The sequence below is a fragment of the Actinokineospora diospyrosa genome (assembly GCF_024171925.1).
GTDB classification, from domain to species: Bacteria; Actinomycetota; Actinomycetes; order Mycobacteriales; family Pseudonocardiaceae; genus Actinokineospora; species Actinokineospora diospyrosa.
The window spans coordinates 59,741-72,249 of record NZ_JAMTCO010000018.1 but is presented as its reverse complement, the minus strand read 5'-3'; the positions used below and the strand labels follow the sequence as shown (position 1 = coordinate 72,249).

Below are 12,509 nucleotides of genomic sequence, written 5' to 3'. Positions count from 1 at the left end.
AACCAGGTGAGCCGGGCAGGGAAAGCCCAGTGTCGGGGCGCCACGTCCACGTAGGGGCGGTGGTGTGACCAATGGTGCTGGCCACACCACCGCCATGGAGCCGATCACCGACTCATCGGTTCCTCAACCAGTCCCGACGGGGATCACCAACCGGTGGCGATGGCGGTACCGGTGCCGTTTGACCAACCTCCAGCGCCGTTGGTGGTGTAGCGGGTGAGGGTGCCGGTGAAGCGGGTGAGCATCGCGAGGGGTTGGTTCGCGACGTAGTACTTGGTGAAGCCGAAGAAGGTCGCGCCGGTGAAGCCGGAACCGATGACGGTTCCCGCCCCGTTGCCGGTGCCGGTGTTGTCCCCGGGGTACATCCTGAGCTGGCTCGTGCTGCTCTGCCGGGTGATGATGTCGGGGTGGTTGTCGCCGTTGAAGTCGGCGATGCCCCACGGGGTGAGGTCCGAGCTCCAGCCGGTGCCGATCTGGATGCGGGTCGCGGTGCCGCCGGTGAGGTCCCCGGGGTACACCCACTGGGTGCCACCGGAGTCGACGGCGATGATGTCGTGGTGGCCGTCGCGGGTCCAGTCGGTGATGCCGTAGAAGGTGTAGCCGCACCAGCCGGTGCCGATCTGGGTGGGCAGGCCGAACCCGGTGGGTGAGCCGGGGTAGACCATCTCGTTGCACGTGCTGTCGTTGCGCGCCACCAGGTCCGGGTAGTTGTCGTGGTTCCAGTCGGCGAGGCCGATGGGTGTGATGAACTGCCAGCCCGCGTTCCCAGCCTGGCGCGGCACACCGAGGATCCCCGACGGCACCGGTTGATACACCAGCAGTTCACCGGCAGGCGTGGCGACGTAGATGTCGGTCTGCTCGCTGCCGGTGGTGGGGTTGGCCCAGGTGATCGCGCCGAACGACCGCAGGTTCGCGCTCGTCGGCGGGATGACCGTCCCGGCGGAGGTCGGCGTCGATGGCGATACCAAGGTGCTGCTGGGAGACGGCACTGAAAAGCCGATCCGCGATATTCGACCGGGTGAGAAGGTCCTCGCTGCGGACCCCGAAACTGGCGAGCAGAGCGCGCGAGATGTGATCGCTACGTGGCCACACAAAGACACCGTTCAGCAACTTGTACTTGCGGACGGCAGTACTATTGATACGACTGCTGGTCACCCTTTCTGGAATTTAACCGAGGGGGAGTGGCTGCCCGCAAAAGCGCTGCATCTCGGGGATCTCCTGCTCGATTCGAGTGGTTCACCGGCCGCTGTCGTGGGCTTACGAGAGGGCTACAGTCGGTCCGTCGAGGTATTCAATCTCACTGTCGATACCGCTCACACCTTCTTTGTGGTAGCTGGAGAGACTGCGGTACTTGTGCACAACAGGTGCGGTGATGATCCGAACCTTCCTGGAATCGCGAAATCCAACTATCGAGGTCGATTTATCGCGACTATGAGAAATGGCGGGTTTCAGGACCTGCCGAACGACTGGGATGCGCACCACGCGATCCCGCAGGAGTATCGAAATCATCCTGAGTTCGTTGACTTCGATTTTGATGCGCCTAGTAATATTCGCGGAATCCCAGGTGGTAGGATGAAATCGCGCGGAGCGAACGTCCATCAAGACATCACGCTTCAATGGAAGTACTTTAAAGAGACCAACCCAAATGCGACGCGCGCTCAAATTGAAGCTTATGCGGCCCAAATTGATAGGGGATACAGTGCTTACTTCTGGGCAGAGCCTAAGTGACTGGATCGACCGTATGGCTAGCATGGTGGACAAATTGGTCACGGGTTTTGAAGCGTATTACGGATATTCGCCGGGGGATAACAAGGTCTCCAGGCGAACTGAAGAACTTTCTTCGAAAGAAGTAGATGAGTTGGTTTCGCGGGGAGCTTCAAGTGGCCTGATTCCATTCTATCATTCGGTGGCGGACGTATCACTTCCTGCTGTTGGAAATGCATGGTTCATCGATTCGGCTGACGAAGTCATTCGATCCGCCCAGTCCGGGCTCCTGCCTTCCAAGGTGGCCGGTGCGTTGAGTGGGAGGATTGTTGTTTTCGGCACCGATGGTGGCGGTGGTCTTCTAACCGTCGTCGCCGGAGATGAAAGAGTCTATCGGCTCAACGGATGCTTCGACATCGACAGCTTCGATGTTGATGACTCAGATGTTCAGGTGGTGTCAAAAGACTTCGGAAGCTTCGTGGAAATGTTGGAGGTATGCCTCGCTGACACGATCGCGCCGATCGGGTCCTGACACGCACGGCTGATGGGAGTTCCCCTACAGTCAAATGTCTCACCTAGAGTAGCTCATGGCCGCCAACGAGGTTGGCCACGTGCCCGTGCTGCTGGAAGGATCCTTTACATGCCACAGCGTCGATTGCGAGATCACACCACTCTCTTCGGATGCGTACAGTAGGGTTGGTCAGGGACTCTCTATTTCTTGGAATTATGTCCTGGCCATCGACGAAATTCTGTGACGATGCAGTCTGCCCGACGATCACAGGGTTGATTGGGTTCGCGTGTCGCGACTCGTTGGGCTGTGGCGGTGCTTGGTGTGGTCCTGTTGGTGCTTAAGGACGAGCCCGATTCGAGGGCGTATCCGGTTAGCCGATCGGATACACGGTGAACTCACCGGAACCCGCTTCTACCCCCTCACCGCAGGCGGCCAAGCGGTCCGCACCGGATCCGGCACGAACTACCACTTCGAGATCACCGACCCCCACAACACCGGCAGCCTGGTCCTCAACAACACCGCCCAAACCCCCATCTGGCGCCAGTCAACCCCGTACGGCGAGGCCCGAGGCCCCCAGCCCGCCTGGTCCACCCAACACGGCTTCCTCAACAAGCCCGTCAACACGGCCACCGGCCTCACCGACGTCGGCGCCCGCAAATACGACCCCACCCTCGGCCGCTTCATCTCCGTAGACCCCATCCTCGACCTGGCCTCCCCCCAGTCCTGGACCGGATACGCCTACGCCAACAACAACCCCACCACCTACTCCGACCCCACCGGCCTCATCGCCGACTACGACAACATCGGCCTGGAACACTCGCAGTACAACCTCCAGGGCGACGGCGGCGTCCCGCGCGCTGCGGTCAAGGGCAAGGGGCGCAACTGCGACTCCTGTGCAACGGTGGCAAGGGCTGGGCCACCCCCCACGGCGGTGTTCCCTCCAATGTCGGCTCCCACGGCCGCGCCGTCATCGACCTCGGCCGCACCGACTACCGCCCCGCCGTCAACGACCGCTACTTCACCTACTCCGACGGCGAGTACGAAGCGGTCGCCGGCTTCGAGCACATGCTCGAACCCATCCCCGGCCACGTCCCCCGGACTACCCCTGGTGGGTACAGGTCCTCGTCCAGGTAGTCGTCGCGGGCGCCTTGGTAGCAGGCTTCGCCTGCGTCGGATCCGGCGGTCTCTGCGCCGCCATCGCTGCCGGAGCTCTCGAATCAACCGCCCCACCGATGACCGCCGTACCCGCAGTCGGAGCAGGCGCCGTAGGCGTAGCCAAGGGCGTCAGCGTCATCGATGAAGCGGTGAGCGCCTCAAGCACCCCGGTGAAGGTGGAAGGTGCCACCGCCAGGGCGGCGAACGCCGTGTGCAGTTTCAGTGGCGACACTGCGGTTCTCATGGCCGACGGCACCGGAAAGCCGATCGAGGATGTGGCAGAAGGTGATCTGGTCGTGGCGGCTGATCCCGAGATCGGGGAACAAGGCCCGCGTCGTGTCACCGCTACCTGGCCCCACACCGACACCATTTACCAGTTGGCCCTCACCGACGGCCGCCGTATCGACACAACTGAAGATCACCTGTTCTGGAACGCCAGCAGGCAGAAGTGGCAGCGAGCCGACGCGCTGAAGCCCGGCGATCAACTTCTGACGGCGGAAGGCGGCCGCGTGGCTGTGCAGGGGATGGTCAGCGGCGCTGGGAGGGTGGATCGCGCCTACGTTGACCGTCGATGACTTGCACACGTACTTCGTCCTTGTTGGTAACACTCCCTCACGAACCCGCTGCTACGCAGAGTCCTGTCACCAGCGGCACCTTCGCAGGCGGGACGCGGTATGTTGTGCCTGGTGTAGGTGGTGAGCAGGGGTACGGTGTGACATTCGATAGCGAGGGCTTGTTCCAGTACTTCGGGCGGTATTGATGAGTAGAGTGATTTCCCCCTGGCCGCTTCCTGACGACGGACCGAAAGAGTTCGACGCGCTCGCCGGTCGTCTGGTTGGTCGAAGCTTGTCGGCTGTTCGTTACCGCTTGCTCCCCGAAGGCCGATGGCCTCACGGGCACCGGCACGACCAAGTGCACGAGATCGACACGGCTGCTGTGTTCTTGCTGGTCGGTGGGGATGTCCTCGAGGTCCGCTGGGAGATGCGCGGACTGAACGAATGGCTCGGAGTCGGGCTGTTCATAGCGGGCGATCTCCCAGCGTCTGATCCGGATGACTTTGTTGACGTGAGCGGACTGCCCGAATGGCATCCGCTACTCGGTGTGCCAATCGTTGGTGCGGCCCGTTCTTCTCATGTGCCGAACGAGGGTTGTCCGGACGAGGTCTGGGCGTTGCGATTGGACTTCTCCAGTGGCGCGTCAGCAGTCCTCGCCCTGGGTGAGATGGTGGACGGCCATCTTGGGTACCTACCGGATTCACTGGTTGCGATTTTCGATGAGGCTGAGGCGCGGAACTACCGGCTTCCGTCGAGCCGTCAATCGGCATGGTGTGAGTCGGTGGCCGAGGTACCGCGGGATCGTGACCTCGGCTGAAGCCAATACCAATCATTTCACCGATCGCTACATTCAGAAGTCTCCTGGCTCGAGTCGGCACTTTGATGGTGCGCCGTACTGGAAGGTGTGGAGCCTCCTGAATCAGTTGACGTAGTCAACGAGACGTTCTACAACAGGCTAGAAGGTGGGTGCGCGTAGTGGATAATGCAAGCGACTTTTTTGACTTCTTTGAGTCCCAGGTCAAGCTGTGGCGGCCTGGCGCGGCGTTCACCGGACTTTCCGGCGAGAAGGTCGACGAGATTCGTGCCGACCAAGGTGTCGGCCGCCTCCCATCGTATTACGCGGAGTTCCTCCGGAGGATGGGCGGTGGCGCTGGAGGGTTTCTTGAAGGGACTGACGTGTTCTACCCTGAGGTCATAGGTGTGCCTGCGGACACGCGTGAGTTGCTGGCTGAGAACGGTGCAGATCACCTGTTGGCGAGTGATTCTGTGGTCTTTGCGATACATGGAGGCTATCTGGCGTACTGGTTTGGCCAGGGCTTGGACAACCCTCCAGTTGTCCTCTATCGCGAAGGTAGCTCCGAGATATTGCGAACATGGGAATCCTTCAGCGGTTTCCTATTGGATGAATTGGCTCGATGTCTCCACAGGATCACCTGACCCCGCGGTAGCTGCTGCGATCGCTGCTGGGCGAAGGCTGGCCACTGTTCGGGGTGCAGGCAGGCTGTAGGGTGGGCGTACTACAAGCTTGAACGTCCTCGAAGCGAACCAACTCAAGTACCGCACAATCGTCGAGTTTCCCGGCTGACCCAAGAAAGCGATCTGTGAACGAGAACGAGGTGGTTGTCGCCATTGAGGTGGCGGAGGCGCTCAGCAGGGAACTCGATGATGACTACGTGGAGTTCTGGTCCCTGCTCTGGCACCTTCGGCGCGCCCTGCCCGAGGCGGACGACGAGCTGCTGCAGGCCGTGGCGCGCCCTATCCTGGTGGCGCTCACCGGTTCCGGCGTCGTCCTGGGCGATCTGAACGGTGACACCGGCACCTTCCTCCCCTGGGGCAACGCGTCGACTGCTGTTGACACAGCAATGGCGATGTGGCGGGAACTGGGTCGCGATCCGAACATGGGTGACATCGGCTGGCTGGCGCGGACCAGATGAGCGCAATCCTTTTGTTGGCCGCTTGATAGTGCGCTACGCTGGAAGGTGTCGAGTGGGAAAGTGGTGATCCGGCAATGACTGAGCTGCCTGTCCGCCCTCTCGTGGCGTTCTTGAGGGCTGTGGCGATTCTCGCTCTGGATGCTCGGCATCAGCTGGCCTGGTTGGGCTCTCTGGGGTTGCCTGGTGAACCCGCGCTTGCCGACGAACTCGCGCTTGAGTTCGATGCGGGCTACCGGTTGTTGCCCCAGTTCATTTCGAATGGATGGCTCCAGGCTGATGTGCGGGAGCTGCTCGACGCAATCGATGCGGCTCTCGCCACCATGAGCGAGAAGGAGAATCGCGATGTTTGGGCGGTGGAGGCATTGGCCACGGACCAGCGTTGGGAGGACGTTCGCGGCCTAGCCCGGAGCGTCTTGACATCGTTGCAGTAGAGCTCACCCGGTCGTGCCAGGGGAGAACGGCCGGATTTCCTCCACGCCGTCGTGTGTGGTCAGGTAGGTCGATTCGGGTACTTCACGCCATGCGCCCCGCAAGCTGCCCAGCGGCTCGGACACGACAAGTCGTGCGTCGTCGGAAAGTAGCTGCAGTTCCGGGCTGTCCGGGTATTGCTGGCGCAGCGTTGAGATGTCGGTGCTGTGGAACAGGGAGCGGGAGCGGCCCTCGCTGGAGTAGCGGAACGCCCAGGTGGTTTCTCCGTTGGTGGTCGCGACGGTGAGTTGGATCGGGTATGCGATGCCGTGGCGGTGGCCGACTTGCTCGACGAAGCCGATCGCTTGGGCCATGGCGGCGGGCGGGTCGTGTTCCAAGCCCATGGTCAGCGCGAGGTAGAATAGCACCTCGGAGTCAGTTGATCCCTTGATCGCGGGGTAGAGGTCCGGGTCGACGGCGAGGACCAGGTCGCGCTTGATCTCCGAGAAGCCCGCGATCGCCCCGTTGTGCATCCACAGCCAGCGGTCGTGGCGGAACGGGTGGCAGTTGGTCTGCTGCACCGGCGTGCCGGTAGTGGCCCGCACGTGTGCGAAGACCCGGCCTGAGCTGGCTTGGGCGGCCAGCTCAAGCAGGTTGCTGTCCTGCCAAGCGGGTTGGATGTTGTGGTACACCCCGGGTGTTCCCCGGTCGCCGTACCAACCGATGCCGAACCCGTCACCGTTAGTGGTTTCGACACCGAGTTGGGACTGTTTGCTTTGCACGATGAGGGAGTTCTCGGGCTTGTAGAGCAGATCCTCCAGCCGCACGGGCGAGCCTGAGTACGCGATCCAACGACACATACTGACCTCCTTGCGCCAAGCCCACCACCGCCGCCGCACCACCGGCATCGCACACGCTGGATGAGACCGTGCGCGGACTACTTCACCGGCTGGCACAGCACCGGATTCGCCAGGTCCGCGCACGGCTGGTGCCCCTCCACCCGGATGATGTCCCGCCCCACCTCATTGGTCAGGTACCGCAAGAACGCCGCCCCCAGCGAATCCGCGGGCAGTTCGTCGAACGTGTACGCGTACTCCGTCTCCCAGAACGGGTACGCGTGGTGATCCGCCTTCACCAACTCCGCCTCGCTCCCGTCGATCCGCACCTGCACGACCGACGCCACCCCCTCCGCCGCGTGGGCCTCGCTGTACCCGATCGCCCCCGGCACCTCCGCGACCGCGCTCAGCACGCTCTCGGTCCCCGGCCGTTCGCACCGCGTGACCTGGGCCGTCGCGAGCTTGTCCAGGGTTCGGCAGTTGGTCGAGTTCGGCGCGAGTTCCAACTGCCCCAGCACCCGGGACTCCAAGGCGCGCCGGGTGCCGGAACTGCTCTGCCTGCTGACCAGGTGCACCTCGACGTCGTTGCCGCCCACTTCGGACCAGTTGGCCACCTCGCCCGCGTACAGCGCGCGGACCTGCTCGGTGGACAGGTCCCTGATCCCTGCGTCGGCGTGCACCACCAGGGTGAACAACGAGAACGCGATCGGGCGACCGATCAACCTCGGATACCCGTCCGCTTTCGACCCGTCGGAGAACGCGATTACCGCTGCGGTGCCACCCGTGCGGTTGAGCCGCTCTATGCCGTCGGCGCTACCTCCCGTTTCAACCGCGATTCGGGCGTCCCCGCAAGTGCGTTCGTACTGCCGCGCGGCGCTGCGCAGCACAGGTGCGAACGCGGTCGACCCGATCACCACGAGCTGCCCGTGCCCGCAGTCGAGCGGGTCAGGATCGCCGAGCAGGCTGCCCACCCCCAGCGACACGATGACTAGCACCAGGAACGCGGTCACCCACCGCGCCCGCCGCGACGGCCCCGTTCGGCTTGCCGTCTCTAGTACCCGTCCGTCCCGCACGCCCCCCTTGATCGCGCCGACTACCACCGGGTCCGGGTACTGCTCGGTCCCCGTTCCCTCTAGGACCGCCAACACCTTGTAGTGAGCTTTGCGGTTAAGAGGCACCCGCGGCAGATCGATCGTGTTGTCTGCGTAGGCGAGCCCGGACTCCGCGCCGAAGAACTGCTCTAGATGCGCGTCGCTCAGCTCCGTGATGGCCATGTCCACCACGCGCCGCTGCGGGAAGCTGATTCGCAGCCCCACCTTGTCGTCGTCCGGGGCGGCGTAGTCCCCGCGATCGACGTTGGTCGCCCCTGCGTTCTCTACGCGCAGCAGCACCAGAGTCGGGTCGTCGAGCGCGGCGTCGCTGTCGCCTACCCGCAGCCGCAGCGGTCCGCCGGGGCGTTCGCCCACGCGGATCCTGGTGTCGAGCTGCACCCGGTACCCGAGCCGTTTGCGCCCGACGACCAGCGACTCCCACAGGAAGGTCACGATCGGTACCGCCACACCGATGGCCGCGATGAGCAGCTCCCACATGGCTCCTCCGGGGGGTGAGACAGCGCGACCGTACCGACGGTCGACGTCCGTCCACCCTGGACACGCGAGGGTGTCGAGCAGTGTTAACCCGGAGTTTGACCCGATCGTGGTAGGGCTCGGGAACATCGGCCGCGTCGCGGGCGTTGGACGGAAACCCCCTACCCGAAACCCCTGGAGGCTCGCGCGTGCCCCTTCCTCCGCTCGACAAGCAGATCCAGCGACTCCACGACTTGGGCATCCCCGAACTGGCCGGGCTCACCGACCAGGACCTCGCCCTGCCGGACAGCGACAGCGCGCTGCTCGTAGTGCACCCAGACCGGCTCAAGGCGACAGAAATAGCCCCCCTGTTGCGGCACAAGGACAAGCCCGGCTTCGTAGTGGTGGACATGGCGGACCTCGACGACTTCGCGCCGACAGTGGAGTTGCCTGACAAGCCCGTCTATCTGGTGACTGACATTGACCGCGGCGACGACATGGCCAACTGGACGCCAGAGGAGGCGCTGCCGGCGATTGCGGGTAAGAGCCGCACCCCGCTGACGCTGGGGGAGGGGATCCAGTGGTTGCTCCACGAGCCGGAGGCGTTGGAGCGCAACCTCTGCTTCATGACCATCGCGTCACGCCTGCGCAGGCCGAGCGGCAAGTTCGACACGCGCACCCCGGCGATCTGGATCAGCAACGGCACCGGCCGCGACGGCAAGGAGAACAAGGACGCCCCCAAGGTCGGCTGGTGCTGGTGGGGCAACCGGCACACCTGGCTCGGCTTCGCGTCCGCCGCGAGCCGCGCGTAGGTAAGTTGGACATCCGTACATGTACAGTCATACATGTACGGATGTCCAACTCTGGGGAGTGCGCGATGCTCGCGTGGGTGTACCTCGGCCTGGCGATCACCTTCGAGGTGGTCGCCACCAGCCTGATGAAGTCGACGCAGGGCTTCACCCAGCTCTGGCCGACCGTGACCGTGCTCGCCGGGTACGCGATCGCGTTCTTCATGCTGGCCAAGGCGTTGCAGCAAGGCATGGAGATCGGCGTCGGCTACGCGATCTGGTCCGCCCTCGGCACCACGGTGATCGTCATCGTCGGCGCGTTGTTCCTCAACGAGGCGCTCACCCCGGTCAAGGTCATCGGCGTCGTCCTGGTGGTCGCGGGCGTGGTCACCCTCAACCTCGGCGGTGCCCACTGAACCGCCGCCGCGACCCCCAGGCGCGTCGTCAGGAGATCATCGACGCCGCGTGCGCGCTGATCCCCAGCCTCGGCGTGGCAGGCCTGACCCACCGCGCCGTCGCCGCCCGCGCAGGGGTCCCGGTCGGCTCGACCACCTACTACTTCGCGACCCTTAACGACTTGACCGCGGCCGCCTTGGAGCAGGTCTCGGACCATTGGGCCGAGGACCTCGCCGGGCTGGCCGCCCGCCTGGGCGCCGCCGACGACCCGGTCGCCACTGTCGCCGAGTTTGCGGTCGACTGCCTGTGCGGTGCCGACGAACGAGCGGTGGTCGAGGCCGAGTTGTACCTCGCCGCCACCCACCGGCCGGAGTTGCGACCGCTCGCCGAGCAGTGGCGCGCGGACCTGGTTCGCGTGCTGGAGCACCGGTTCCCGGCCGACCGGTGCCCTGCCGCTGCCGCATTCCTGGACGGCGTGCTCATCGACGCGCTGACCAGCGTGCGACCGCTGACCCCCGCGGTCGTCGAGCAGGCATTGCGCGCCCTGCTCGGCGTTGCCATCACCCCAACCGGCAGTTGCCGATAGTCTCCACCACTTCGACGCCGCGAATGGCTACTGTGGACTGGTGATCGACCGTGGCCCCTCCCCGAAACCCGCCATCATCACGCTGGTTGTCATAGCGCTCAGCGGGGCCATGGTGTGGCTGTGGCCTGCGTTCATGGCGAACCTGGACCCCCGGGCCTACCAAGGCAGCAGCACCGGCCACGGCATGAACGACATCGCGCGACTGACCCGGGTTGAGCTGCCGGACTGCGCGAAGCCCTTGACCCGGTACTACATCCTCCCGGAAGGCCCGGAGAGCGTCAGCCTGGACTTCGCCGCGCCCGACGACTGCGTGGACTCGTTCCTCGTCTCCTTGGGCGTGCGCCCGGACCAGCCGGACCCGCTGATGTCCGAGTACGCCCTGATCTATGCGCCCGACGGGGCGAACTGGACCCTTTCGGCGGATGGGCCGGTCCGGTCGTGGCGGGTGGTTCTTCCTGGGCTGTACCGGGAGCAGGTCGATGTCACCGTTGACCGGGGGGCACGCCCGGCGCGCGTTTTCCTGCACGCCTTCGCCATCGATTGACCGAATCGCATCGACCTGCTGGGTTCCCGGCACCGCCACCGGTGGTTGCTGATAGTTTGCCCTAGCTCAACTGGCTGATCGCCGAGTTCGCCAGGTCGACCAGTTGCGCGAGGTTGTTCCTGCTCATGGTCATCGTGTACTCGCCAGCCTGTCCGAACTGCAGCGACGCCTGCCCGTTCTCGACGGACTCCAGTCGCATCGGGACGTCGTGCGCGAGGTCGATCCAGGCCTCGACAGAAACGCCCGGTTGGGTGAACAGTGCCATGGGATGCCGCCTTGTGTCCTAGAGTGATCGGGACTTAAGCCCGACTGTCGCGCTGAATGTTAGGGCGACTGTCGGGCTTCGACAAGACGCACAATCGGGTGAACCGAAGGGGTCGGCCATGGGCCACGCGCGGCCTACATTCGAACGCAGGCAACTGGGCTTGGTGCTTCGCCGGTTGCGGGAACGCACCGGGATGACCCAACAGGCCAGCGCCGAGGTCCTCGGCAAGGTCCGCTCCCGGATCGTCCAACTGGAGGACGGCAGCGCCACCGCCAGCATGGAAGACCTCGACAAGCTCCTGGATTGCTACAACGTCACCGGCGACGAACGCACCACGGTCGTCGAACTAGGCCAACAAGCCCGCCGCCGCCAAAAGCGCCGCGTCCACGTAGACAATCTGCCAGATGCCTACCGCCGCTTCGCCGACTTGGAAGCCAGCGCCTCCGAAATCAACTGCTTCGAGACCGGGGTTATCCCTGGTCTGTTGCAGTCCGAGGGCTACATCCAAGCTTTGCTTGCCGAAGCGGATGGCGTGCTGTGGTCCGCAGATGACTCCCAAGGCGAAGATCGTTCGGTCTACCGCCTGGATCGCCAGTCTCGACTGCTGGGCGAAGGGGATCGGCGCATCATGCGCTTCGTCGTTACCGAGGATGCCTTGCGCGCCAACATGGGTGCGCCCGAAGTGATGCGCGAGCAGTTGACGCACCTGCTCGCACTGATCGACAAGATGCCAGACCTGAACATCCGTGTCCTGCAAGCAGACTCCTACGGCAACCCGTTGCGAGGATCTGGCTTGACCATCTTCGGCTTCGGTGAGCGTGGGACACCGATCGGCTACTCATCACCCGTTTTCGGTCCGTCAACTTATTACGACGGTGAACCAGAAGCCACGGCTATGCTTCGAGCGTTCTACCGGTCCTGGGAGGCGGCCTTGAGTCGCGAAGCGTCCCGCCGGTTGATTCAGCACATCGCGAAGGAGTAGCTCCCATGGTTGCCCAGGTCTGGGACACGGGTTGGTTCAAGAGCAGTCGTAGTACGGCGGCTACTGAGAACTGTGTCGAGGTCCGCCTGACCACCACCACCGTCGGCATCCGCGACACCAAGAACCGCGCGGCAGGCGCCCTCTCCGTTCGCCCGGCCACCTGGTCCGCACTGCTCACCGACCTCAAGAACGCCTAGCTAGCCACCAGTCCGCGTACGGCCCAGAGTCCAGCGGCGCACATGCCGGGGGGCTCTGGTCCACCCCACCTCCTGGGCTGCCTTACT

18 protein-coding genes are annotated in these 12,509 nt (G+C 64.1%); 14 read left to right on the top strand and 4 right to left on the bottom strand.

What is annotated here, in order from left to right; genetic code table 11:
- Positions 1-143: 143 nt before the first annotated feature.
- Positions 144-965, bottom strand: coding sequence for an FG-GAP repeat domain-containing protein (locus tag LV75_RS31000; RefSeq protein WP_253890912.1), 822 nt, complete (start codon positions 963-965; stop codon positions 144-146).
- Between LV75_RS31000 and LV75_RS30995 the strand changes: the two genes are divergently transcribed.
- The 8 genes from LV75_RS30995 (at position 925) to LV75_RS30960 (ending at position 6,286) form a co-directional block, all read left to right on the top strand.
- Positions 925-1,725 carry a Hint domain-containing protein gene (locus tag LV75_RS30995; RefSeq protein WP_253890911.1) on the top strand — a complete coding sequence of 267 codons (801 nt, stop codon included), beginning with the start codon at positions 925-927 and terminating at the stop codon, positions 1,723-1,725. The genes LV75_RS31000 and LV75_RS30995 overlap by 41 nt on opposite strands.
- A gap of 13 nt (positions 1,726-1,738) precedes the next feature.
- The gene (locus LV75_RS30990) at positions 1,739-2,233 is read left to right on the top strand and encodes a hypothetical protein (RefSeq protein WP_253890910.1); all 495 of its coding nucleotides are present in this window, start codon (positions 1,739-1,741) and stop codon (positions 2,231-2,233) included.
- 265 nt (positions 2,234-2,498) lie between these two features.
- A complete protein-coding gene (locus LV75_RS30985; RefSeq protein WP_308211077.1) occupies positions 2,499-3,512 on the top strand; it encodes an RHS repeat-associated core domain-containing protein in 1,014 nt (337 codons plus the stop codon).
- Positions 3,445-3,942: a Hint domain-containing protein gene (locus LV75_RS30980; RefSeq protein ID WP_253890909.1), complete on the top strand. Its 498-nt coding sequence runs from the start codon at positions 3,445-3,447 to the stop codon at positions 3,940-3,942. The genes LV75_RS30985 and LV75_RS30980 overlap by 68 nt, the downstream gene beginning before the upstream one ends.
- 337 nt (positions 3,943-4,279) lie before the next feature.
- Entirely contained in the window at positions 4,280-4,738 is a 459-nt protein-coding gene (locus tag LV75_RS30975; protein ID WP_253890908.1) for a hypothetical protein, read from the top strand.
- Positions 4,739-4,887: 149 nt separating this feature from the next.
- Entirely contained in the window at positions 4,888-5,358 is a 471-nt protein-coding gene (locus tag LV75_RS30970) for an SMI1/KNR4 family protein (protein WP_253890907.1), read from the top strand.
- 164 nt (positions 5,359-5,522) lie between these two features.
- Positions 5,523-5,855 carry a hypothetical protein gene (locus LV75_RS30965; protein WP_253890906.1) on the top strand — a complete coding sequence of 111 codons (333 nt, stop codon included), beginning with the start codon at positions 5,523-5,525 and terminating at the stop codon, positions 5,853-5,855.
- Positions 5,856-5,929: 74 nt separating this feature from the next.
- On the top strand, positions 5,930-6,286 hold the full coding sequence (locus tag LV75_RS30960; protein ID WP_253890905.1) for a hypothetical protein: 357 nt from the start codon (positions 5,930-5,932) through the stop codon (positions 6,284-6,286).
- Between the two features lie 3 nt (positions 6,287-6,289).
- Here LV75_RS30960 and LV75_RS30955 read toward each other — a convergent pair whose 3' ends face one another.
- Both LV75_RS30955 and LV75_RS30950 read right to left on the bottom strand, forming a co-directional pair.
- Positions 6,290-7,123 carry a class II glutamine amidotransferase gene (locus tag LV75_RS30955; RefSeq protein WP_253890904.1) on the bottom strand — a complete coding sequence of 278 codons (834 nt, stop codon included), beginning with the start codon at positions 7,121-7,123 and terminating at the stop codon, positions 6,290-6,292.
- Positions 7,124-7,200: 77 nt separating this feature from the next.
- Positions 7,201-8,688: a substrate-binding domain-containing protein gene (locus LV75_RS30950; RefSeq protein ID WP_253890903.1), complete on the bottom strand. Its 1,488-nt coding sequence runs from the start codon at positions 8,686-8,688 to the stop codon at positions 7,201-7,203.
- Positions 8,689-8,873: 185 nt separating this feature from the next.
- Between LV75_RS30950 and LV75_RS30945 the strand changes: the two genes are divergently transcribed.
- The 4 genes from LV75_RS30945 (at position 8,874) to LV75_RS30930 (ending at position 10,978) form a co-directional block, all read left to right on the top strand.
- Complete coding sequence (locus LV75_RS30945; protein ID WP_253890902.1) at positions 8,874-9,476, top strand: DUF5701 family protein; 603 nt, start codon at positions 8,874-8,876, stop codon at positions 9,474-9,476.
- Positions 9,477-9,517: 41 nt separating this feature from the next.
- On the top strand, positions 9,518-9,868 hold the full coding sequence (locus tag LV75_RS30940) for a DMT family transporter (RefSeq protein ID WP_253890901.1): 351 nt from the start codon (positions 9,518-9,520) through the stop codon (positions 9,866-9,868).
- Positions 9,869-9,942: 74 nt separating this feature from the next.
- Positions 9,943-10,434: a TetR/AcrR family transcriptional regulator gene (locus LV75_RS30935; RefSeq protein ID WP_253890900.1), complete on the top strand. Its 492-nt coding sequence runs from the start codon at positions 9,943-9,945 to the stop codon at positions 10,432-10,434.
- Positions 10,435-10,474: 40 nt separating this feature from the next.
- Positions 10,475-10,978 carry a hypothetical protein gene (locus tag LV75_RS30930; RefSeq protein WP_253890899.1) on the top strand — a complete coding sequence of 168 codons (504 nt, stop codon included), beginning with the start codon at positions 10,475-10,477 and terminating at the stop codon, positions 10,976-10,978.
- Between the two features lie 61 nt (positions 10,979-11,039).
- On the opposite strand, the gene LV75_RS30925 is transcribed toward LV75_RS30930, so the two are convergent.
- Positions 11,040-11,243, bottom strand: coding sequence for a hypothetical protein (locus LV75_RS30925; protein WP_253890898.1), 204 nt, complete (start codon positions 11,241-11,243; stop codon positions 11,040-11,042).
- A gap of 118 nt (positions 11,244-11,361) precedes the next feature.
- Here LV75_RS30925 and LV75_RS30920 point away from each other — a divergent pair, with 118 nt between their 5' ends.
- Positions 11,362-12,225: a helix-turn-helix domain-containing protein gene (locus LV75_RS30920; RefSeq protein WP_253890897.1), complete on the top strand. Its 864-nt coding sequence runs from the start codon at positions 11,362-11,364 to the stop codon at positions 12,223-12,225.
- A 5-nt stretch (positions 12,226-12,230) separates the two neighbouring features.
- On the top strand, positions 12,231-12,422 hold the full coding sequence (locus LV75_RS30915; protein ID WP_253890896.1) for a DUF397 domain-containing protein: 192 nt from the start codon (positions 12,231-12,233) through the stop codon (positions 12,420-12,422).
- The last annotated feature ends 87 nt before the right edge of the window (positions 12,423-12,509 follow it).